Raw genomic sequence first — 23,192 nt, 5'->3', positions numbered from 1 at the left:
TTTTTCTGCTTTAAGTGCCTTTTTGTCTGACTTTCAGACGAATTACGAGTTAAAACTGATTGTTTTGTTATAAATTTTGTAGTTTAACTATTTGTTGATTAACTTAACTATTTTTCGTACAAAAATTGGCTATGTTTGGGCTAACTCTTGTTTAACTGCTTACTAATCGCTGTGAGATACCGAAGATTTCTATGTTGTCAAAATTTCGTTATGAACTCCCTAGTCGTAGTGGCGATGTTCGCCATTTAGGTTGCCTTATCGGGGCGGCTGGTGCACTTGAATGTGGAGAAATAATACAACGTCACCAAGGGCCTGTGATCATCGTGACACGTGATATGCAAAGTGCATTACGTTTAAGAGATGAAATTCAACAGTTTACACAACACCCTATAGAGACTCTTTCTGACTGGGAAACATTGCCATATGACAATTTCTCCCCCCATCAGGAAATTATTTCTCATCGTTTATCGACACTGTACCGTTTGCCCGGTTTGCAAAAAGGCGCATTAATTCTTCCCGTCAATACATTGATGCAAAAAGTCTGTCCTGCTGACTTTTTAACCAGTCATGCCTTAGTGATGGCAAAAGGTGACAAGCTTTCCCGTGATAACTTACGTAATGAGCTCGATAACGCTGGCTACCGCCATGTAGAGCAAGTCTTAGAGCATGGTGAATATGCCACACGGGGCGCTTTACTCGATTTATTTCCCATGGGTAGCTCGTTGCCGTTTCGTATTGATTTCTTCGATGATGAAATTGATAGCTTACGAACGTTTGACGTTGACTCACAAAGAACACTCGAAGAAGTAGAGCAAATCAATTTACTCCCAGCTCATGAATTCCCGACCGATAAAGACGCTATTGAACGTTTCCGCAGCCAATGGCGCGAGCGCTTTGAAGTTCGCCGTGATCCAGAGCATATTTACCAGCAAGTCAGTAAAAATACCTTACCGACGGGTATCGAGTATTGGCAGCCTTTATTCTTTGCTCAGCCACTGCCATCTTTATTTGAATATTTACCGCCATCAAGTTTAATTGTTTCTCAGAGCTTACAAGAAGCGGCTGAACGCTTTCAGGTTGATACTCAGCAGCGGTATGAAAGCCGTGGTGTTGACCCAATGCGCCCATTACTCCCCCCTTCTGAGCTATGGTTAACTGTTGAACAACTTAATCAATCGTTAAAAAAATGGCCGCGTATTCAGTTATCCCTCGAATCTTTACCCAAAAAAGCGGCAAATACTAATTTAGATTACCTGCCATTACCGGATATCAGCACACAAGGGCAAAGCAAAACGCCGCTTGAAAAATTGCGTCAGTTTACTGAACAATTTGATGGAACCATCGTCTTTTCTGTGGAAAGTGAAGGCCGACGTGAGACCGTTACCGAGCTATTAGCCCGTTTAAAAATTCGCCCTGAAATTATTCAAAGCTATACTAGCCCTACTGACAGCAGATTTGCCATCACCATTGGTGCCGCTGAACACGGCTTTATTCAATCCGATATCCATAGGGCATTAATTTGCGAAAGTGACCTACTTGGGGAGCGTGTTGTTCGTCGCCGGGCAGATAACCGCCGCACCATTAATACTGACACCCTCATTCGCAACTTAGCTGAATTACGCCCTGGGCAACCTGTGGTACATATTGAGCATGGTGTAGGCCGTTACCAAGGTTTAATTACCTTAGAAGCGGGCGGTATTAAAGCGGAATATTTAATTTTAACCTATGCCGGTGATGATAAACTGTATGTTCCTGTTTCTTCACTCCATTTAATTAGCCGTTATGCAGGTGGCGCTGATGAAAACGCCCCATTGCATAAATTAGGTAGTGATAGCTGGGGTCGTGCACGCCAGAAAGCCGCAGAAAAAGTACGCGATGTTGCTGCTGAACTGCTTGATATTTATGCACAACGAGCCGCTAAGGCTGGCTTTGCATTCAAGCATGATAAACAACAATACCAAGAATTTTGTCAAGGCTTTCCATTCGAAACGACGCCTGACCAAGAAGTCGCCATCAATGCTGTTCTCAGTGATATGTGCCAACCATTAGCAATGGACCGACTCGTGTGTGGTGATGTGGGCTTTGGTAAAACCGAAGTGGCAATGCGAGCCGCATTCCTTGCGATTAATAATAACAAACAAGTTGCCGTTTTAGTCCCCACGACACTACTTGCACAACAGCATTATGATAATTTTAAAGATAGGTTTGCTAACTGGCCTGTCCGCATAGAAATGTTATCACGCTTTAAAACAGCGAAAGAGCAACAACAAATTATTACCCAGACCGCGGAAGGCAAAGTTGATATTCTAATAGGTACCCATAAGTTGCTACAAAGTGACTTAGTATGGAAAGATTTAGGTTTGCTCGTCGTCGATGAAGAGCACCGCTTTGGTGTCCGCCATAAAGAACGAATAAAGGCTATGCGTGCAGACGTTGATATCTTAACGCTGACCGCCACACCTATTCCTCGTACTCTTAACATGGCCATGAGTGGTATGCGTGACTTATCTATTATCGCCACACCACCAGCACGCCGTTTGGCTGTAAAAACCTTTGTGCGCCAATATGATGACTTAGTTGTCCGTGAGGCAATTTTACGGGAAACCTTACGTGGCGGCCAAGTTTATTACCTTTACAATGATGTTGAAAATATTGAAAAGGCAAAGACCCGCCTTGAAGAGTTAGTCCCTGAAGCACGTTTTGTTGTTGGGCATGGCCAAATGCGCGAGCGCGAGTTAGAACGCGTAATGACAGATTTCCATCATCAACGTTTTAATGTATTGATATGCACCACAATTATTGAAACTGGTATTGATATACCAACAGCGAATACCATTATCATTGAACGCGCGGATCATTTCGGATTAGCTCAACTCCATCAACTACGTGGACGAGTTGGTCGCTCTCACCATCAAGCATACGCTTACTTACTCACCCCGCATCCCAAAGCTATGACCACCGATGCACATAAACGCCTTGAAGCCATTTCATCATTGGAAGACTTAGGAGCTGGTTTTGCTTTAGCAACTCACGATTTAGAAATTCGTGGTGCGGGTGAATTACTTGGTGAAGACCAAAGTGGGCAAATGACCACTATTGGTTTTACCCTGTACATGGAGCTATTAGAAAGTGCTGTTGATGCGCTTAAAGAGGGGCGTGAGCCTTCATTAGAAGATTTGACTAGCCAACAAACAGAAGTTGAGTTGCGTATGCCTGTTCTGTTGCCAGACGACTATATTCACGACGTGAATATTCGTTTGTCTTTCTATAAACGAATAGCCAGTGCAAAAAACAGTCAGGAGCTTGACGAATTGCGTACAGAACTGATCGACCGCTTTGGTAGTTTACCTGACGCAGGTAAATTCCTATTAGCGAACGCAGCTATTCGATTACAAGCTCAAGCTCTTGGTATTAAACGTATTGAAGCTCATGAAAAAGGTGGCTTTATTGAGTTTAGTGATAAAAATAAAGTCGACCCAAGTTTCTTAATAAGCTTATTACAAAACCAGCCACAAACTTATCGGTTAGATGGCCCTGTTCGACTAAAATTTTTCCATGATTTAACAGAAAGAGTTTCTCGACTAGAGTTTATTAAACAATTACTCATTGGGTTTGAAGAGCATCAAATTAGCTAAGTTTGATGCTCTAAAATGATAAAAGGCTACTCTTGTAGCCTTTTATCTCTATAATATTTATAGAAAAAATTATTCCATAAAGCCAAATGTATTTTTATTCGGTTGCAGTTCTAAGACTGCTGATGAGTTTTTTGTGATTGGTAATTCATTTTGCTGTAAACAATAAAAGGGTAATAATTCTTTTATATCACTGCGCATGGTTTCACATACTGAATTGGATGAAGTGAGCACCAAACGCCCTTTATCATCTAAAGGAATAAACATTGATGGTTCATAGGATGTTCTGACTTTTCCAACTGTTTTACCAATTTGGTACACAACGTCATATCCAACAATCACTAATTCCATTTTTTGTGTGTTAACACAGGTTTGATTTTGCATATCAAATAGAGATGGAAAGCTTTTCCCTTGTAATGCTTCAATCATAAAAATCATTTTGCATTCGCTTTGCGCAGGGTGAAAACGAGAAAGAGATTGCTGATTAAAGGTGCCTAAAACCCCTGTTACTGTACAATTTTCGTACTCAACAAGGCGATTCGCTTTGATCGGCTCAACCGATAATACCGTAGCCAATTTAGTTTCCGGCTCTTGGCTGAATGAATCCACGAGCAATACAATAAGGAGCATCACTACAGTTGCTAATAACAACTTAAATTTTAGCTTCATCGTGTTAACCCTTATTAAAATATGCCGTGCCTATTGTAACCACTACTCAAAATAATTCGATAATTACCTACTAATAGTGTTGTTTTTTAGAATTATCTTAAATTATCATTAAAACATATGTTTATTATAACTGTTTTAGAAAAATAAACTTTACCATTAGTGCAACTTCACCTATTGATTACAATCAAAAATATTACTGTTTTAAATCAATAGGATAATAGAAGAGCCTGTTATGGTTGGCTGTTATCGTTATATAAATGGATTTACATCTTAATTATTTAAAACTTAAGATAAGTTAATATTCGGATCATTTATTTTATATTAATTTCTAGGTTTAAGTTTCATTAAAATAAAATATATATTTATATAAGTAATAGTGACAATATAATCGATAATTAACCTATTAAATTTGATCTAAATAGTTTTTCTACGCAATATTTAACATAGATAAGCCTTGACAGATTTAGTTAATATATTTATTAACATTATTATTTATCATTATAAATAATAAAAAATAATGCACCTGTTATACGAATATACAGGTGCATAGTGCTAATAAAACCAAATTAAACAAGTAGCTAGTCGTTGACTAGTGCAATTTTAACTTTGGACGAATAATTCTGTTAATACTGCCAACAAGCATCATTAGCCCCGTTTTAATGTAACCGTGTAATGCGATTTGGTGCATACGGTATAAAGAAATATACACAAAACGAGCGATACGCCCTTCTACCATCATATCCCCACGCATTAAATTCCCCATTAAGCTGCCAACTGTACTAAAGCGAGACAGTGAAACTAATGAGCCATGGTCTTTATAAACATATTCTTTTAAAGGTTTATCTTTCATTAAAGCGACAATATTATCATAACAAAGGCTGGCCATTTGGTGAGCTGATTGAGCCCTTGGTGGCACAAATCCCCCTTCTGGCTTAGCGCAAGAAGCGCAATCGCCAATGGCAAAAATCATATCGTCACGAGACGTTTGTAACGTCGGTTTTACCACCAATTGGTTGATACGATTTGTTTCTAACCCAGCGATATCTTTCATGAAATCAGGTGCTTTAATCCCTGCAGCCCAAACCATGAGATCCGCATGAATTTTACCATCTTCTTTCGTATTCAAACCATCTGCATCAGCACTGGTTACCATAGTTTTCGTCAATACATTCACGCCGAGTTTATTAAGTTCTTGATGTGCGGCACTTGAAATTCTCGGCGGTAAAGCCGGCAGGATACGTTCACCCGCTTCAACTAGTGTGACATTCAATGCATCTGTGTCTAGCCCTTTAAAACCATAACTGGTCAGTTGCTCTACTGCATTATAGAGCTCCGCTGATAACTCAACGCCCGTTGCACCGCCACCAACAATGGCAATATTAACGCTCTCTTCTGCGTTATCACGAACTGAGTAACGTAAAAACAGATTTAGCATTTCGTCGTGAAAACGGTGCGCTTGGTGTGGGTTATCTAAGAAAATGCAGTGTTCTTTAACACCTGGTGTACCAAAATCATTCGACGTACTGCCTAATGCCATCACTAAAATATCGTATTCTAGTTCACGCAAAGGGACCAATAATTCACCATGTTTGTCATAAAGTTCACCGAGAACCACTTTTTTATTTTCACGGTCAATATTCGTGAGCGAACCTAATTGGAAATTAAATGCATTATGGCGAGCATGGGCCAAATAGCTTATCGCATCGACCCCATCATCTAACGAACCTGTCGCCACTTCATGTAATAGTGGTTTCCATAAATGGCTTGGGTTGCGGTCAACCAAGGTAATTTGTGCGCGTTTTTTACGGCCTAGCTTACGGCCTAAACGTGTTGCCAGTTCTAATCCACCAGCCCCACCGCCGACAACGATGATTTTGGGTTGAGATAAGGTCATAAATCCCTCGAAACAAAATATATTAATGTTATTTAAGGTTTCTCATAAAAAAGCCTTATATAACAATAATTAGCCACAACTAACACTAACCCTATTAGAATATCATGACTGGTCTATTGGTAATACCAAATATTGATTCACATCAATTTAGTTGATTATTATGACTACGATCACATTCGTCAAATCATTTTTTTCCCCAAACGAATCGAGTCAGCTTTTTAGCCGTTATATCAATCAATTGTTTAAATTCACAAAATCATAATGATAATGAGAATTATTACTTTATCATTTTTTATTTAGTAAACACAATCAATCCCCCCTTCTCATCGTTACCCCATGCCGGAAATTAAGCACAAAAAAACTCTGAGGATGATAAACACTCTCAGAGTTTTTAATGGAATATTAAATTTTATTATTTAATTTTCTTGATACGCACATCCGTTGGAACGGAAACTGGTGAGTTATCTTTAAAGTACTGCATTAACGCTTCGTTATCTGGCAGGCTATAAACACGGTTTTTACCTTGGTTGAAGGCAGAGAAACGGCTACCACCCGTTGCTAAGAATTCATTCGCAGCAACACGATAGCTTTTATTCATGTCTAACGGCTTACCGTTTAATTTCATTGATTTTTGAATAACTTTATCACCCACTGGGCGGCTGTCATCCCACTCGTAGTAAAAACCTTTAGAAACTGGCATAACTTGTGGACGAGCACGATCCCACTGCTGCTCAAGCGCTTGTTTAATTTGTGCACCTGTTAGCGATTGCGTAACAACCACGTTAGAGAATGGCTGGACAGTGAAAATATCACCGTAAGTTAATTCCCCTGCTTTCATATCAGCACGAATACCGCCACTGTTCATAAACGCAATTTGCGCACCGCCCGCTTCTTTGCTGGAAGCTGCATATAATTGCCCATCAGCAATAATCTTACCTAGAGTTGAATCTCCTGCAGGCAATAATTTTTTATCCACATTTGCTGTTAAAGAGCCCATCACTTGTTGCGAAATAGGCAAGGCAATTTTTTCGTATTTTTGTACGAACGTGGTTAACTCAGGGTTTTTCTCATAACGGCTCGTTTCAACAGGGATATTCTTTGCATTGATACTAACAATATCTTTCGTATTTCTATCAATCTCAATATTCAATTGAGATAATAAAGTCCCGTTAGACTGGGCTGAAATTACTGTCATCCCATTGATTTCACAATTGTAAGCTTGGTGTGTATGACCGCTGACAACAAAGTCTACATTCGCATCTAATTGTTTAACGATATCAACGATTGGGCCTTTGATATTATCACAACGGTTAATATCTTTAACTTTGGTATCAACTTGTTGTGTTGCGCCTTCATGGATCAGAACACCGATACTGTTAATACCTTGTGCTTTTAATAATTTCACTTGGTTATTAATAGTTTCGACTTCATTTTTGAATTCTAACCCTGCGGTTCCACTTGGTGTCACGATAGCTGGCGTACCTTCTAACGTTAAACCAATAAATGCCATTGGAATGCCATCAAACTCTTTAATAAAGTAAGATGGGAACAGAGTTTCTCCTGTTTCTTTCACAATAACGTTGGCCGCTAAGTAGTTAAAATTAGCACCATCAAAGGAATCTTTACCCACACAACCTGCTGTTGGGTGACAGCCGCCGTTTTGTTTTCTCAGCAGCTCTTCTTTACCTTTATCAAACTCATGGTTACCAACTGCACTGGTTTCCATACCAATCGCACTTAAGGCTTCAATGGTAGGTTCATCATAAAACATCGATGACAGTAATGGGCTTGCCCCGACTAAATCACCCGCGCCAACAACGATAGTTTTATCATTTTGCGCTCTTAATTGATTAACCAGCGTGGCAATTGACTCAATACCACCTAATTTACCATCACCTGGGGCTTGTAAAGCCCCATGGAAATCATTAATACCAATGACTTGTACTTTTACGGTATCTGTATTTTTGGGAGCACAACCCGCTAAAAGTGCACCAGAAATGAGCAGTGTGAGTAATCCAATTTTATGTTTCATTTATTTTACCTTTTTTAATCCTTTTCAACTATCGACTACATTTTGAAACGATAAGTCGTTGTCATTGATCCAGATAACGAGTGTGCACGACGTGAGTGACCATCATATAATTTTGGCGTCGTGTAGTCGTTCTCCTGACGGTGGTGCCAGCCCAGACCGCCACTTAACGAAACAGAAAGGTTTTCAGTTGGTTTCCAATAGCTGAATAGACCAAATTGACCTTGTTTTAATCTTTCACCTTCATATTTAAATTCTGAATAGTTAGTACGCGCACCAACAGAGAGTTCTTTACTAATACGATACTCTGCCGCCATTGCAACCATGGTTTCACCATCGCGTACGTAGTCGATATCTGCATAGGCTGGTGAGTTAAAACGGCCACGAGTGTTACCAATTGGGTTACGCGCAAACTGGCCTACGCCATTCGCTTTTTTCGCTTGGGTATGAGTTAAACCTGTGCTTAACGTCCAAGGTGACTCAGGAATACGCCATTCTGCCGTTCCTGCGTAGTGCCATGCACGTTTGTCAAAATTACGCTTCCCTTTTTGTTTATCGGTTTCAGTACGTTTACCATCACTACCGTATTCATGGTTATAGATTTGTGTACCTAGTGTCACATCTGAAGTCAGTTTATATTTTGCTTCTAAACCTTGCTGACGGAATAAATCATCTGCTTGACCATAGAAATAGTATACTTTCAATGGTTTAGTATTGTAGTTAATACCACCTGTAATGACATGATTAACATTGTGTCGAACACCATTAGCATCAGTGAAATACATCGCATCAATATTTGGGCTATCGCGACGCATGACTTTCTTATCGAGATATAATAAATCCAAACTCCAATCACTGATCGCAGTATTAGTGTAGTAACCGCTATAACTGTTCAATGATAAACGCTGTGAATTCGTGAAAATACCCGTATTTTTCAGCGTAAACCAACCTGCTTTCGCATTAAATTTTACTGGCTCAAGGTCCAGTTTTACTTTTGCATAACGTTGACCAATTTTGTTGTACCCTTTCGCATGGCCATCATCATTATATAAAATTGCACGGGAGGCGAAGTCTTTACTTGCCCCCAGTTTGATACCGCCGTAATAAGAGGCATCAAAGCCAATTACATCAGCAAAATAACCTGATTTGAAATCTGCTTGAAAGTTTTGTCCCCAAGCATTCGCAACTTGTTTTCGATAACGGTTTTCGTTTTTATCAAAACGGTTTTCTGTTTTTAAGTATTTCCACATGTTGCGGGTTGACAGCTCTAGCTCCGAATCCGCAATGAATGAGTTTTCCTTGATAGAATCTTCCCAGTTGCTGGCATTTGCCATTGCTACCGCTAAATAGCAAGGAGAAAGCATTAATAACGCAATATTTTTAACTTTCATTGGAATTAACCTAGTTAATGATTATTTGAATTAATTTTATGCTGTGCCATGTTTCCATGAACAACAAAACACCATTTTTATTTTTAGCTTAATAAAACAATTTAACTTAAAGACAAACAGATACATCCATTTCAAACACATAAGTCATTTTAAATATAAAATTCAATACAGTATTTTCCTGTATTTGTGTTTACTTATTACTATGAATAGAAATATTCCTTATAAGAATTCAAAAATACATTATTGATTCGATAGCGCCACTTACTCATATTTGGTGTTTATCTAGCTTAAACCTCACACTACGGCACTGTATTTATCGACACTGTATTATTTATTAAGAAAAAAAATTTCACTTTATTTCCTATATAATTTTTTAGAGCAAAAAACATCCCTGAGAAATAATCATCTCAAATAAATTTGAATATTTAACTTAAAATGCAACCATTAAATTGCTATCTTTTTAATTGATTACTTATCACTCTAAATTGTCATAAATCTTTCATAATACGAATGCTATCGTAATTTTATGTCAATTAAAACGATCGCTGTCACAACACGCCACATCAGTTGCAATAAGCTACTTTTTAATAGTGATGCATGTCACATTTTATTTTAAGGTAAATTTAATATGTAACTCATTATTTTGAATAGAATTTTATCGGCAATTCATTTATTTGTTAACTCATCCACTTAAATAGGTATTTGTAATAGCTTTATACATATTGGCTATATGTATAAAATTTCACCCAATAGAAACTTTCATATGAATGCGTAGTATTTGTTGATGTATATTTACTCATGATCGTTCTATAGCCCCCTCATAAGAGAAAGTATTATTCTCTGTAGGCAAATTTAAATTAAGTAACACTTGAGCAAATGATAGGCACCAATAGTTATTAAGCACTAATTGAATCATTCTATTTTTCATTTATTTAAAATCATCTTAACTTTTTAAGATGATTGCTTTCATTATTAAAATTAACATAGCTATACCTAGCATCCTAACCACATAAAAACCCAGACATAATGCAAATATATGGTTATTTGTTTCAATTAAACTCAAAATATAATTACCAACAAATAAAACAATCAATATTTCTATTTTATTCTTTCAAAAATGAAACATAACACTAATGAGATTAATAAAAACCTTCTAATTATTTTTAATAGTGAAATAAGTATTAGTTCATTTTTATCAAATATAGTCGAAAAGAACATTGGGATTAACTGTAAAAAACAAGAAAGTTACGGGTAACTTTTACCACAAGTCATAATTTTATTATTTTATTCATGCAAAGCAATTTGTCTTTTTTGCGTACTTATGCAAAAAAGCCAGTAATAAATTACTGGCCTTTCAGATGTACTAGAAATTATTAGCGATGTTCTTGCCAGCGCTCATGCAAATCAACGAGTTGACGATGGCTATTTTTCCAACGCTCAACTGCTTGCAACTCTGTTAAACTATATTGTCGGCCGCTATGATATAGCTTAGAAGCTTGGCTATCATATTGTTTCGGTAAGTTATCTAAGACGCTGACTGCACCTTCACGATTATTACAGACTAAAATCATGTCGCATCCCGCATTCAACGATGCCTGGGCTCTCTCAGGATAACTTCCCATCACCGCAGCGCCTTCCATCGATAAATCATCAGAGAAAATGACACCATGAAAACCAAGTTGCTCTCGCAATACTGATTTTAGCCAAAATGGTGAACCGCTCGCAGGACGATCATCAGCTTGAGTATAAATAACATGAGCAGGCATCACTGCATCGAGTAGTTCTCGCTGAATAAAGTCTTTAAAGATCAACATATCTTTACCCCGGATCTTATCCAAGGAGCGGTCATCCCGTGGTGTTTCTTTATGTGAATCAGCTTTCACTGCACCGTGACCAGGAAAGTGTTTCCCTGTCGTTTTCATACCCGCACTACGCATACCTTTAATAAAACGTTCTGCCATGACCATCGCAATTTCTGGGTCTTCGTGGAATGAGCGTTCGCCTATCGCAATACTTTGATGGCCAAGATCCAAAACAGGTGCAAAACTAATATCAATATCCATGGCTATCATCTCTGATGCCATTAACCAACCCGCCTCTTCAGCGAGTTTAGCACCATCGATTTCACTATTGAGTGCTGCAAATGCCTGAGCAGAAGGCAATGCTGTGAAACCATCACGGAAACGTTGTACTCGACCACCTTCTTGGTCAACAGCTATCAACAACCGGTGTCTTGATGCATCACGAATTTGGCGGACAAGCTCTCGTAATTGGGCTGCGTCATGAAAGTTACGGGTAAACAGTATTAACCCCCCCACGGATGGGTGAGCTAATATTTCGCGCTCTTCGTTGTCCAATTCATAACCCTGAACATCTAGCATTATAGGGCCCATAACATGCCTCACTTATTAAACTAATTGTCTTAATCCGATACTGTTTTCTGATAGCCTTTGGCTATCAACCTATTAAACCAAAATATTGCCGTAATAATTGTGAGTGTACCAAAAAGTCAGATGACTGGCTTTCATTCCACTGCACTTCATACCACATTAATGTCATATATTTTACCCAAGGTGCCCATGATTGACAGCTTTTCGCCAATTGCTGTTTGTCTCGATAAGCACCGTGAACATCACAATATTGCCTCAAGAAAAAATCTCGCTGAATGTCTGTCAGACCATTAAATTGGAAATAGGTTTCTAAAGAGAATGCGATATCTGTATTTGCCGCATACTCCCAATCCAATAGCATTAGCTGCCCTGTTGATGTGCGAACAATATTTTTTGCATGAATATCCATATGGGCAGGCGCCAGTTTCAGCATTTTGGGAAAAGCGTCAGAGGTAAAATGGCGATGGAGTTTTTTCCAGCGAGGTGATAACCGTTTTTTATCAATTAAATAGCCGTAATGAGATATTTCATTGCGGAGTTGTAAATGATACCCCAGCAGTGGAGCACAATGTAATTGTGTGGCTATATTTGCAAGCTCACACTGGTAACTGGGCAACAAAAAAGTATTGTTATCAGGGTGTTGCCCTTCACACCACCCTAATAATAACCATTGTGAATTCCGACCAATCACTTGAGGTGTAAATGAATAAGCGCGTAATTGCTGCAATATCCGCGCTTCTTTCTTTCGGTCAACATACAAAGCAGTTTGTGCATTTCCATCTGCACGCGCTATCAGCTTCACTTCGCGAGCAGGTAGAAAACATTCCAGTAAATAACTTCCACCTGACAACCCTGTTAGTGAGGATATTTTCCAATCGCGTACAGATATTGTAGGAAAATGTGTCACTAACAGTCGAAAAAGTGACTGCTGGTTACTCAATATTGTGCTTTCCAGTCCAAACAATTTCACCCGTTTGCACATCCATCAACTGCATTTCAAGGCTTCTTTCTTTATTTGAACCTGACATCACGCTGTAAATCACATACTCCGCTTGGACATAGCGGCCTAACCCTATCGCTTTGCTACGGGTGACTAAGCTGTCTTCTTGTGATAAACCGAGTGTTTTACGTGCGGAACTCACCACACTGGCGGGAACCACTTTAAAACGATTGGTGTTCTCAACCGCGGTTGTCATAACTGATGTTACAGTTTGCACCGGTATTGAACCATTCGTGTTATTTTTCACTGAATCAACTAACAGTACTTTGCCGTTTTCGACCCCATCCGCACTGGCCATTTGGTTAACTAAAGGTGTAATGGAAGCGGACCAATCTGTTGTTTGTTGCTTTGGTGGAGTTGGAACAACATCAACGGGTGGCGGAGTCACTTCTGGTTGTTTTTCCGGCTCTACTGGCACAATTGGAGGTTGTGTACCTGGTTGTTGAGGTGGATATGAAGGGCACCCAGCCAAAATTAATGTCGCGGCAGCAACCATTAAGATGCGTTTCATTATTATTCTCCGGCCTTTGACGATAAAAATACATGAACACGTACATTTGTTGCACGTGGAGAAGAAGTCACAGCACGAACTTTCACATCAGAATTTGCTGCGATTTGCTGATACAAGGTATTCGATGTTTCTACGTTTAACCCTTGCTTATCATACCAGTATAAACGATAAGCAATATTCACCACTTTAGGCTGTGAATTACTCATGTTAATAGTAGCGATAGTTTGATGATTTTCACTACCTATCACTGGGTTTTCGACAATGACCCCTTGTGCAAGTACTGCGGGCTCCATAATGATGCGCTGTTGCTCATTAAAAACCAGCCCTTGTGTTTTCTTAAATATGCAACCACTTAGCAACACAGTTACCAAAGCAAGTAATGCAATACGGTTCATTGCCGATCCCTTATTATTTCGCCAATAGCGGCCCTAATGGGCGACCACCCACTAGATGCATGTGGATATGAAACACTTCTTGCCCTGAATGTTCATTGCAGTTCATGATTAAACGGTAGCCATTCTCTGCAATACCTTCTTCTTTGGCTATTTTCGCTGCAACAGTAAACAAACGGCCTAATGCAAGTTCGTCATCCACAGTAACATCATTAACAGTTGGAATTAATTTATTAGGAATAATAAGAATATGAGAAGGTGCTTGCGGCGAAATGTCACGAAATGCGGTGACAAGTTCATCTTGGTAAACCACGTCTGCTGGGATCTCGCGACGGATAATTTTACTGAAAATCGTTTCTTCTGCCATTTCAATTTCCTTAGTCATTTAATCGTTCTAGTGAACTAATTTATACGTTATTTGTGCCAACATTTAAATGAAACAAACGATTGAAGTTTTGTGTCGTAATTTCAGCGAGTTGCTCAACACTAACCCCCTTTAGCACCGCCATATACTCAATAACATCCCGGACGTACGCGGGTTGGTTTTCCCTGCCACGATGAGGAACAGGAGCCAAATATGGCGAGTCAGTTTCGACTAAAATTCGGTCTAAAGGAACAACACGGGCGGCTTCTCTAATTTGCTCTGCGTTACGAAATGTGACGATCCCTGAAAATGAGATATACATACCTAAATCGAGTAGTTCAACAGCCGTATCTTTATCTTCAGTAAAGCAGTGTAATACCCCGCCACAGTCCATCACATTTTCTTCGCGTAGAATAGATAAGGTGTCTTCTCGTGCCGCACGAGTATGCACAATGACGGGTTTATTGACTTCACGACCTATGCGAATGTGCTGACGAAAAGACTCTTGCTGCAACGCGGCATTTTCTTGCTGATAATAGTAATCCAGCCCAGTTTCTCCTAGCGCAACAACCTCATTTCCTGCGGCTAATTGTGCTAGTCGTGCGAAATCATATCCTTCGTCTAAATTGAGAGGATGAATACCACATGAAAAAGCAATATTGTCACGCATACCAATCATTTTTTTCATGCTTTCAAAACCGTGCAACGTTGTAGCAACAGCTAACATGAAGCGGACATCACGGGCCGAAGCCTTTGCGATAACATCGTCGACATTCGTATGTAATTTTTCATAATCTAAACAGTCGAGATGACAGTGTGAATCAACAACAAACATATTTAACTCTTTTTAAAATGTAGGGAGAGACAACGAAGCTTCCCATTGTAATAATTGATTTGTCAGAATCAGTTCCTGATTCAGTGCAGGAACTGTCAGTAATTGATGGCGGCAATATAACCACTTATCATACATATTTATTAACTGTGTTCGATTCATAGCACCAGCTAATTGCAGAACTTGAGATTGCTGATCTTGGTTGATGCAAAAAGCCCCAGCCCCTTGTTGAATTTTAATAGCATCCGCCAATAAGCTAAGTAGCCAATTTAAGGCATCAGGCGCTTCATCAATATTCAAACTAGGCAGCAAACTCAACATATCCCCCGTTTGCAATGCATGACCTAAACTATGGCATAGTGCATTACGTTTTTGCCAGCGTTGTTCATCCAATAAGGCTAGTGCAGAAAGTGGCGCACCTTGGCATATTTTTAATGCCGTTATCGCATTTTCAACAGCAATACCCGGCTTTTGCTTTTGCAACCAGTAGAGTGCTATTTGTGGATCGGGAGCAGGTAAGAAATGACTTAGGCAACGGCTGCGAATGGTCGCAAGCAAATTCTCTTGTTTATCACTTCCAAGTAAAAAGTAAGTATCCTTTGCTGGCTCTTCCAATGTTTTCAATAACGCATTAGCTGCTGCATCTGTCAATGCTTCAACCTGTGGAATATACACCACTTTGTTGCCGCCTTGTTGAGCATGGCGACTCAAGGTTTCAATCAATTTTCTAACCGCATCAACACTAACAGTAGACTTCCCTTTTTCTACTTCAATAATATGATAGTCAGGATGATTACCAGCGAGCATCAAACGACAGCTGTGGCATTGCCCACAGCTTTTTAGCCCGTCTCTTTCTTGGCAAATAAGCCAACGACTAATTCCATAGCATAGTGCTTGTGCCCCATTTCCCGGTATTGAGTGAAGCAGTAACGCATGGTGGCCTCTACCGTTTTGGTACGCAGTAATAATTTGTCGGTAAGGTTCATTTAACCAAGGATACCAATTCATGGGATTAATACCTTATGTGGTTTATCAAGCACGCGCTAACCATTGTGTCAACGTTTGGCGAATATCTTGCTGTACTTGCTCAATATTTTGGCTGGCATCAATAGTGAGTATCGTTTCATCACCCGCAGCCAGCTCAAGATAACGGCTGCGTGTTCTTTCGAAAAAGGCTAACGATTCTTTTTCAATTCTATCTAATTCACCCCGTGACCTTGCACGTTGTAAACCTAATTCAGGAGGTAAATCAAGGTATAAGGTTAATGAAGGTTTGAAATCGCCCAACACTAAGTCACGTAATGATTGCATCAAATGACGATCAATTTCACGTCCACCCCCCTGATACGCTTGGGAAGATAAATCATGACGGTCACCGACCACCCATTTGCCAGCCGCTAATGCAGGTTGGATCACTGTATCAACCAGTTGTACACGGGCTGCATATAACATCAGCAATTCAGCCTTATCCGTGACTTTATCACCTGCAATACCTTGCTTTATGAGCTCACGGAGTTTCTCTGCCAATGGCGTTCCACCAGGCTCTCGAGTAAAAACAATATCTGTGATCCCTGCTTGGTTCAACGTTTCCACAACCGTATTGATTGCAGTTGTTTTACCAGCGCCTTCGAGTCCTTCAATAACAATAAATTGGTTTTTCATTTTTATCAGTTTTGCTGTTCAAATTGGCGGTAAACTTTAACGGCACGATTGTGGTCGTTTAGATTACGACTAAAAGTATGCCCACCTTTACCATCTGCGACAAAGAATATGTAATCCGTTTTAGCCGGATGTGCGGCAGCCTTTAACGATGCAAGGCTCGGCATTGCAATCGGTGTTGGTGGCAAACCATCAATCTTATAAGTATTGTATGGTGTGTAATTATCTAAATCACTACGATAAATTTTACCACGATACTTTTCACCTAACCCATAGATGACGGTTGGGTCGGTTTGCAGACGCATATTTTTCTTTAAGCGGTTAACAAATACGGATGCAACCTGGGCTCTTTCACTATCAATACCGGTTTCTTTTTCAATAATCGAAGCCATAATAAGCATTTCATAGGCATTCTTATAGGGTAAATCCCTATCACGCCCTTTCCACTCTTCATCAAGGCTGTTTTGCATACGTTTATAAGCACGTTTTAAAATTTCAGCGTCTGTTGTCCCCGCTGTGTATAAATAGGTATCAGGATATAGCCACCCTTCTAAAGTCCCTTCTCCGTTAAACCCAATCAAGGCATGCAGTTCTGTCGGGGTTAAGTTGGTAGTTTTATGCTCTAAGTAAGGAGCATCACGTAAAATATTACCCCAATCACTTAAACGGTTACCTTCAATAAAACGGATCGAAAATTGTGCTTCTTTACCACTTACAATTAATTGTAGTAGTTGTTCCACATTCATACCCGGTTGCAGGCGGTAAGTTCCTGCTTTTAGCTGAGCCAGTTCAGGCCGTAGTTTGAGTAACCATTGAAATTCATTCCCTTTTTCAAGAATGTTATCTTCTATAAGTAACCCTTCAAATGCGACACGCCCAGTTCCTGCTGGTACCGTAAAAATTTTTTCTTGTGTGATGTTAATTGGCGTTTTGGCATAGTCCAATACTTGACGATATTGCCAATAGACCGCGGCTGCGACAATAGCAGCCAGGGTAACGGCGATTAGAATGATTTTTTTGGCTAATTTCATTTATTGACCATTTCAATGCGTGTATTGGTAATAATTAATTCATTTATAAAAACTAAATTTTGCAGCGCAAAAATAGATACTCAAACAGCTCACGAGACGCAAATTGTAATGGTGGAAGTTGTTTATCCATTTGAATACTTTGTACCGGTAAAACTGGCATCAGCGCATTACAAATAACCACTTCATCACAATGAGTTAAGACGTTAGCAAAGCGTTCCACCTGTTGAAGATGGTACTGGCTATCTTGTAACAGTGATATTATCTTTTGTCTCATTAATCCATTCACACCACTATGAGATAAAACTGGGGTATACACTGTTTGACCAATTCGCCAGAAAACATTAGCACTACAGCATTCAACAATAATACCGTCGGTGTCTAGCACAATAGCTTCATCTGCATTAAGTTCATCAACCTCTTGCTTAATAAGGACTTGTTCTAAGCGGTTGAGGTGTTTCATCCCTGCTAGCAATGGGTTACGAGCCAATGGAATTTGGCTGAGAACGAGGTTAGCCCCTTTGCACTGTAATTGGACATAATTATTCGGGAAGGGAGAAACGCTGACTATCACCGTCGGCGAGGTAAAACCTTTAGAGCTATATCCTCTACCACCAGTACCGCGACTAATAATCACTTTGACCACAAATTCGTCTTGAGTCTGTTCTGCACAAACCTGCTTTAGATGCTCTGCCAACCTTTCCCAATCTGGCTGAGCAATTTTCAATCTTTGGCTATCGTGCTTTAACCGAGCAATATGCTCATTTAACATTTTAGCTTGCTGATTAACGCCATGTATGGTCGTAAAGAAGCCGTCCCCAAAAGAGACTGCGCGATCAGTAACACTTATTTGCTGGCAAAGCTGCCCATTAACCCAATATGACATTGATAATACTTATAATAAAAGCTGATAAATCAGACAGTAATCAAGTGGGATTATCATAAACTAAAGCGAAGAACTGTGCAAAGAACTGGGCAAAATAAAGCCCCAGCCACAATACGTGACTAGGGCTAATGACTAACGGTAATAGATTAATTATTCGCCGTGATAACGACGGAAAATTAATGAACCGTTGGTGCCACCAAAACCAAACGAGTTACACAGAGCATACTCCATGTTATCCACTTTACGTGCTTCACCTGGAACAAAATCCAGTTTGCACGCTTCATCTGGGTTATCCAAATTAATGGTAGGTGGAACAATTTGATCGCACAATGCCAAAATAGTGAAGATTGACTCAATAGCACCTGCAGCACCAAGTAAGTGCCCAGTCATTGATTTAGTTGAGCTGACTAATACATCTGTGCCCTCACCAAATACATTAACGACTGCTTGCGCTTCTGCTAAATCGCCTGCAGGAGTTGAAGTACCGTGAGCATTGATATACCCCACGTCACTCGCTTTGATTCCTGCGTCATTTAGTGCATTTTCCATTGCAAGTGCTGCACCCGCACCATTTTCAGGTGGTGATGTCATATGGTAAGCATCACTGCTCATCCCAAAACCTGCAATTTCTGCATAAATTTTTGCACCGCGTGCTTTCGCATGTTCATATTCTTCAAGAATAATGATACCTGCGCCATCTCCCAGAACAAAACCATCACGGTCTTTATCCCATGGGCGACTTGCCGCTTGTGGATCATCGTTGCGAGTCGATAATGCACGTGCTGCACCGAAACCAGCCACACCAAGTGGTGTAGTCGCTTTTTCAGCGCCGCCTGCAACCATTACATCGGCGTCACCGTAAGCAATCATACGAGCTGCATGACCAATATTATGCACACCTGATGTACAGGCAGTTGCAATTGAAATACTTGGACCACGGAAACCGTACATAATGCTTAAATGACCAGCCACCATATTAATGATGGTCGATGGTACGAAGAATGGACTTACCTTACGAGGCCCACCGTGCAGTAATGACTCACAGTTGTCCTGAATTAAGCCTAACCCACCAATACCAGAACCAATCGCTGCACCAATTCGAGTAGCATTGGCTTCTGTTACTTCCAATCCAGCATCTTTAAAGGCTTGAAAGCCAGCAGCGATACCATATTGGATGAATGGATCCATTTTCTTTGCATCTTTACGAGAGATGCCAAATTCTTCGTAATTGAAATCTTTTACTAAGCCAGCAAATTTAGTTGCGTGGTTAGTAGTATCAAAATGATCGATTAGGCTGATACCACTCTGTCCGTCACAAACAGCTTTCCATGATGACTCAACTGTGTTGCCGACAGGAGATAACATGCCCAGTCCGGTTACGACTACACGACGCTTAGACACGTATTTCCTCCAAGGAGGGAAAAGTTACAAAAGGAACATAGGCGATCGAGTGATCGCCTAGATAAGTTTTCGTACAATTATTTAGATGCGTTCTCGACGTAGTCAATCGCAGCCTGTACTGTTGTGATCTTTTCAGCTTCTTCGTCAGGGATTTCGCAATCGAACTCTTCTTCCAGAGCCATAACTAGCTCAACTGTGTCAAGAGAATCAGCGCCCAAGTCATCAACAAATGAAGCTGTATTTACAACTTCTTCCTCTTTAACACCCAGTTGTTCAACGATGATTTTCTTAACGCGTTCTTCGATAGTGCTCATACTATTAAAATTCCTATCAAAACTCGCTTTCGCGATGGTTTTCGTAGTTTATGAAATACAGGAAAAGATACAACCCAATCCCGGCTGTTGGAACTATTATTTTGCATTATTTAGCGTTAGATAACATTAAAAATGCAAATAGTTCCATCATTTCTTTAGATCATGTACATGCCACCATTGACATGCAATGTTTCACCTGTGATGTAAGCAGCTTCATCAGAAGCTAAAAACGCTACAGCACTGGCAATTTCTTGTGCATCACCCAGTCTATCCGCAGGAACCTGAGATAAAATGCCTGCACGCTGTTCATCTGTCAATGCTTTAGTCATATCAGTTTCGATAAAACCAGGTGCAACGACGTTGACAGTAATACCACGAGAAGCGACTTCACGAGCCAATGATTTGCTAAAACCAATTAACCCTGCTTTCGCTGCTGCATAGTTAGTTTGCCCCGCATTTCCCATCACACCGACAACGGATGCAATTGAAATAATACGTCCACAACGTTTTTTCATCATGGCACGCAAAACGGATTTAGACAAACGGTAAACGGATGAAAGATTGGTGTCAATAATATCTTGCCATTCATCTTCTTTCATACGCATCAATAGGTTATCACGAGTGATACCTGCATTATTAATCAAAATATCAATTTCACCAAATTCTTCGCGGATTTTGGTCAAAGTTTCTTCGATTGATGCTGCATCAGTCACGTTTAATGCTAAACCTTTACCTTTGCCATCAAGATAAGCGGTAATGGCTTCTGCGCCTTTTTCGCTGGTTGCTGTCCCGATAACAGTAGCACCACGAGCAATTAATGTTAAAGCAATCGCTTTACCAATTCCACGACTCGCGCCTGTTACCAGTGCAATTTTTCCTTCAAAGCTCATGTCGTCCTCAGCTATTTTCTAAAGCAGTGCTTAATGATACAGGATCATTGACTGCGACGGCAGTTAAATTAGAGACAATTCGCTTGGTAAGACCAGTCAATACTTTTCCTGGACCTACTTCAATAAGATGTTCAACACCTTGATCTGCCATTAATTCTACTGTTTCCGTCCAGCGTACTGGATTATACAGTTGACGGACTAAAGCATCACGAATATTTTGTGCCGATTTCTCAATTTTAACATCAACATTGTTAATAACTGGATAGTCTGGCTCACAAAAATCAATTTTTTCTAACGCTTCGGCTAATTTATCAGCAGCTGGCTTCATTAATGCACAATGAGAAGGGACGCTAACAGATAATGGTAATGCGCGTTTTGCACCCGCTTCTTTACATGCGATACCCGCACGTTCGACTGCCGCTTTTTCACCTGCAATGACGACTTGGCCTGGTGAATTAAAATTAACTGGTGAAACCACTTGGCCTTGAGCGGCTTCTTGGCAAGCTTTTTCAATTGATTCATTATCTAAACCAATAATGGCATACATCGCACCAGTTCCTTCAGGAACGGCTTCTTGCATGAGTTTTCCGCGCAATTCAACCAGTTTAATCGCTTGTTTGAAGTCGATAACACCCGCACAAACTAAAGCAGAATACTCACCAAGGCTGTGACCCGCCATCATCGTTGGCATTGCGCCATTTTTGTCTTTCCAAACACGGAAAATAGCCACAGAAGCTGCCAATAACGCAGGCTGTGTTTGCCATGTTTTGTTTAATTCTTCTTCTGGCCCATTTTGTACTAACGCCCAGAGATCGTAACCCAATGCTTCCGATGCTTCAGCGAATGTTTGCTCAACCAGCTGATTTTCTTCAGCTAGTGCCGCTAACATACCTAAAGACTGAGAACCCTGTCCGGGAAATACCATAGCAAATTGTGTCATGTCTATTTTCTCAGTTAATTAAAAACGAACCAATGCAGAGCCCCAAGTGAAACCACCACCAAAGGCTTCTAAAAGCACAAGTTGACCACGCTGAATACGGCCATCACGCACCGCTTCATCCAACGCTGTAGGAACTGATGCTGCTGAAGTATTACCGTGACGGTCTAATGTGACAACGACTTTATCCATTGTCATATCTAATTTTTTCGCCGTCGCAGAGATAATTCTTAAATTTGCTTGATGTGGGACTAGCCAATCAAGTTCTTCTTTGGCAATGCCGCTCTGTGCTAATGTTTCATCGACAATATGCGCTAATTCACGCACTGCAACTTTAAAGACTTCATTACCTGTCATGGTCAAATAGGCAGGGTCTTCAGAGCAACGGCTACGATTAGGTAATGTGAGTAAATCACCATAACGGCCATCTGCATGTAAATGTGTCGAAATGATACCCGGCTCTTCAGATTCGCCAATAACCACAGCCCCTGCCGCATCACCAAATAAAATAATTGTGCCACGGTCTTCGGGATCTAATGTTTTAGATAATGCATCTGCACCAATAACTAATGCTTTTTTAGTCATGCCCGTTTTAACGAATTGATCAGCAATACTAATCGCATAAGTAAAACCAGCACATGCAGCTGCGACATCAAATGCCGCACAATCTTGAATACCAAGCATTTGTTGGATTTGGCAAGCAGCACTAGGGAAAGCGTGAGTTGCTGATGTGGTTGCGACGATAATTAAACCAATGTCGGTTGCATCGACTTGTGCCATGTCCAACGCATTTTTGGCCGCATGAAAACCCATCACTGAAACACTTTCTTCTTCGTTAGCAATTCTTCTTTCATGTATGCCAGTGCGTGTCACAATCCACTCATCAGAAGTATCAACCATTTTTTCCAGATCAGCATTGGTACGTACTTGTGCTGGTAAGTAGCTGCCTGTTCCTAAGATTTTACTGTACATA

Annotated in this window: 20 protein-coding genes; 1 reads left to right on the top strand and 19 read right to left on the bottom strand. The window is 40.2% G+C overall.

Going from position 1 to position 23,192, the window contains the following annotated elements; all coding sequences use genetic code 11:
• The first annotated feature begins 191 nt into the window (after positions 1-191).
• Positions 192-3,635 carry a transcription-repair coupling factor gene (mfd, locus tag FVA72_RS09610; RefSeq protein WP_110591831.1) on the top strand — a complete coding sequence of 1,148 codons (3,444 nt, stop codon included), beginning with the start codon at positions 192-194 and terminating at the stop codon, positions 3,633-3,635.
• Between the two features lie 69 nt (positions 3,636-3,704).
• Here the strand turns inward: mfd and umoD are convergent, their stop codons facing one another.
• From umoD to FVA72_RS09515, 19 genes are all read right to left on the bottom strand, one after another.
• Positions 3,705-4,301: a UmoD family flagellar biogenesis regulator gene (gene umoD / locus FVA72_RS09605; RefSeq protein ID WP_110591832.1), complete on the bottom strand. Its 597-nt coding sequence runs from the start codon at positions 4,299-4,301 to the stop codon at positions 3,705-3,707.
• Positions 4,302-4,890: 589 nt separating this feature from the next.
• Entirely contained in the window at positions 4,891-6,195 is a 1,305-nt protein-coding gene (locus tag FVA72_RS09600; RefSeq protein ID WP_004253300.1) for an NAD(P)/FAD-dependent oxidoreductase, read from the bottom strand.
• 412 nt (positions 6,196-6,607) lie between these two features.
• Complete coding sequence (locus tag FVA72_RS09595; RefSeq protein WP_110591833.1) at positions 6,608-8,227, bottom strand: bifunctional metallophosphatase/5'-nucleotidase; 1,620 nt, start codon at positions 8,225-8,227, stop codon at positions 6,608-6,610.
• Positions 8,228-8,262: 35 nt separating this feature from the next.
• The gene (locus tag FVA72_RS09590) at positions 8,263-9,615 is read right to left on the bottom strand and encodes an OprD family outer membrane porin (RefSeq protein WP_004253295.1); all 1,353 of its coding nucleotides are present in this window, start codon (positions 9,613-9,615) and stop codon (positions 8,263-8,265) included.
• Between the two features lie 1,373 nt (positions 9,616-10,988).
• On the bottom strand, positions 10,989-12,008 hold the full coding sequence (nagZ, locus tag FVA72_RS09585) for a beta-N-acetylhexosaminidase (protein WP_110591834.1): 1,020 nt from the start codon (positions 12,006-12,008) through the stop codon (positions 10,989-10,991).
• Between the two features lie 64 nt (positions 12,009-12,072).
• Entirely contained in the window at positions 12,073-12,945 is an 873-nt protein-coding gene (locus FVA72_RS09580; RefSeq protein WP_110591835.1) for a phosphotransferase, read from the bottom strand.
• Entirely contained in the window at positions 12,938-13,516 is a 579-nt protein-coding gene (gene lpoB / locus FVA72_RS09575) for a penicillin-binding protein activator LpoB (protein WP_004253278.1), read from the bottom strand. The genes FVA72_RS09580 and lpoB overlap by 8 nt, the downstream gene beginning before the upstream one ends.
• 2 nt (positions 13,517-13,518) lie before the next feature.
• Positions 13,519-13,911: a YcfL family protein gene (locus FVA72_RS09570; RefSeq protein WP_004253275.1), complete on the bottom strand. Its 393-nt coding sequence runs from the start codon at positions 13,909-13,911 to the stop codon at positions 13,519-13,521.
• 13 nt (positions 13,912-13,924) lie between these two features.
• Positions 13,925-14,275 carry a purine nucleoside phosphoramidase gene (gene hinT / locus FVA72_RS09565; RefSeq protein WP_036957623.1) on the bottom strand — a complete coding sequence of 117 codons (351 nt, stop codon included), beginning with the start codon at positions 14,273-14,275 and terminating at the stop codon, positions 13,925-13,927.
• 40 nt (positions 14,276-14,315) lie between these two features.
• Entirely contained in the window at positions 14,316-15,107 is a 792-nt protein-coding gene (locus FVA72_RS09560; protein WP_004253269.1) for a metal-dependent hydrolase, read from the bottom strand.
• 12 nt (positions 15,108-15,119) lie between these two features.
• On the bottom strand, positions 15,120-16,112 hold the full coding sequence (holB, locus tag FVA72_RS09555) for a DNA polymerase III subunit delta' (RefSeq protein WP_110591836.1): 993 nt from the start codon (positions 16,110-16,112) through the stop codon (positions 15,120-15,122).
• 24 nt (positions 16,113-16,136) lie between these two features.
• Entirely contained in the window at positions 16,137-16,766 is a 630-nt protein-coding gene (gene tmk / locus FVA72_RS09550) for a dTMP kinase (protein WP_004253248.1), read from the bottom strand.
• A 5-nt stretch (positions 16,767-16,771) separates the two neighbouring features.
• Entirely contained in the window at positions 16,772-17,794 is a 1,023-nt protein-coding gene (mltG, locus tag FVA72_RS09545) for an endolytic transglycosylase MltG (protein ID WP_096863863.1), read from the bottom strand.
• Between the two features lie 52 nt (positions 17,795-17,846).
• Positions 17,847-18,677: an aminodeoxychorismate lyase gene (pabC, locus tag FVA72_RS09540; RefSeq protein ID WP_110591837.1), complete on the bottom strand. Its 831-nt coding sequence runs from the start codon at positions 18,675-18,677 to the stop codon at positions 17,847-17,849.
• A 150-nt stretch (positions 18,678-18,827) separates the two neighbouring features.
• Positions 18,828-20,078, bottom strand: coding sequence for a beta-ketoacyl-ACP synthase II (fabF, locus tag FVA72_RS09535; protein ID WP_071585850.1), 1,251 nt, complete (start codon positions 20,076-20,078; stop codon positions 18,828-18,830).
• Positions 20,079-20,155: 77 nt separating this feature from the next.
• Positions 20,156-20,392, bottom strand: coding sequence for an acyl carrier protein (acpP, locus tag FVA72_RS09530; protein WP_004253236.1), 237 nt, complete (start codon positions 20,390-20,392; stop codon positions 20,156-20,158).
• 155 nt (positions 20,393-20,547) lie between these two features.
• Entirely contained in the window at positions 20,548-21,282 is a 735-nt protein-coding gene (fabG, locus tag FVA72_RS09525) for a 3-oxoacyl-ACP reductase FabG (RefSeq protein ID WP_004253233.1), read from the bottom strand.
• A 7-nt stretch (positions 21,283-21,289) separates the two neighbouring features.
• Complete coding sequence (gene fabD / locus FVA72_RS09520) at positions 21,290-22,222, bottom strand: ACP S-malonyltransferase (RefSeq protein ID WP_096863860.1); 933 nt, start codon at positions 22,220-22,222, stop codon at positions 21,290-21,292.
• An 18-nt stretch (positions 22,223-22,240) separates the two neighbouring features.
• Positions 22,241-23,191, bottom strand: a complete 951-nt coding sequence (locus FVA72_RS09515) for a beta-ketoacyl-ACP synthase III (protein WP_094960620.1) — start codon at positions 23,189-23,191, stop codon at positions 22,241-22,243.
• Between the last annotated feature and the right edge of the window lies 1 nt (position 23,192).

It is taken from the genome of Providencia sp. PROV061 (genome assembly GCF_011045655.1).
Taxonomy (GTDB): domain Bacteria; phylum Pseudomonadota; class Gammaproteobacteria; order Enterobacterales; family Enterobacteriaceae; genus Providencia; species Providencia hangzhouensis.
This window is presented reverse-complemented; position numbering and strand designations above follow the sequence as displayed.

Excerpts from the sequence above, each read along its gene's own strand:
- mfd (WP_110591831.1), top strand. The coding sequence starts at position 192 with ATGTTGTCAAAATTTCGTTATGAACTCCCTAGTCGTAGTGGCGATGTT.
- umoD (WP_110591832.1), bottom strand. The coding sequence starts at position 4,301 with ATGAAGCTAAAATTTAAGTTGTTATTAGCAACTGTAGTGATGCTCCTT.
- FVA72_RS09600 (WP_004253300.1), bottom strand. The coding sequence starts at position 6,195 with ATGACCTTATCTCAACCCAAAATCATCGTTGTCGGCGGTGGGGCTGGT.
- FVA72_RS09595 (WP_110591833.1), bottom strand. The coding sequence starts at position 8,227 with ATGAAACATAAAATTGGATTACTCACACTGCTCATTTCTGGTGCACTT.
- FVA72_RS09590 (WP_004253295.1), bottom strand. The coding sequence starts at position 9,615 with ATGAAAGTTAAAAATATTGCGTTATTAATGCTTTCTCCTTGCTATTTA.
- nagZ (WP_110591834.1), bottom strand. The coding sequence starts at position 12,008 with ATGGGCCCTATAATGCTAGATGTTCAGGGTTATGAATTGGACAACGAA.
- lpoB (WP_004253278.1), bottom strand. The coding sequence starts at position 13,516 with ATGAAACGCATCTTAATGGTTGCTGCCGCGACATTAATTTTGGCTGGG.
- FVA72_RS09570 (WP_004253275.1), bottom strand. The coding sequence starts at position 13,911 with ATGAACCGTATTGCATTACTTGCTTTGGTAACTGTGTTGCTAAGTGGT.
- hinT (WP_036957623.1), bottom strand. The coding sequence starts at position 14,275 with ATGGCAGAAGAAACGATTTTCAGTAAAATTATCCGTCGCGAGATCCCA.
- FVA72_RS09560 (WP_004253269.1), bottom strand. The coding sequence starts at position 15,107 with ATGTTTGTTGTTGATTCACACTGTCATCTCGACTGTTTAGATTATGAA.
- holB (WP_110591836.1), bottom strand. The coding sequence starts at position 16,112 with ATGAATTGGTATCCTTGGTTAAATGAACCTTACCGACAAATTATTACT.
- tmk (WP_004253248.1), bottom strand. The coding sequence starts at position 16,766 with ATGAAAAACCAATTTATTGTTATTGAAGGACTCGAAGGCGCTGGTAAA.
- mltG (WP_096863863.1), bottom strand. The coding sequence starts at position 17,794 with ATGAAATTAGCCAAAAAAATCATTCTAATCGCCGTTACCCTGGCTGCT.
- pabC (WP_110591837.1), bottom strand. The coding sequence starts at position 18,677 with ATGTCATATTGGGTTAATGGGCAGCTTTGCCAGCAAATAAGTGTTACT.
- acpP (WP_004253236.1), bottom strand. The coding sequence starts at position 20,392 with ATGAGCACTATCGAAGAACGCGTTAAGAAAATCATCGTTGAACAACTG.
- fabG (WP_004253233.1), bottom strand. The coding sequence starts at position 21,282 with ATGAGCTTTGAAGGAAAAATTGCACTGGTAACAGGCGCGAGTCGTGGA.
- fabD (WP_096863860.1), bottom strand. The coding sequence starts at position 22,222 with ATGACACAATTTGCTATGGTATTTCCCGGACAGGGTTCTCAGTCTTTA.
- FVA72_RS09515 (WP_094960620.1), bottom strand. The coding sequence starts at position 23,191 with ATGTACAGTAAAATCTTAGGAACAGGCAGCTACTTACCAGCACAAGTA.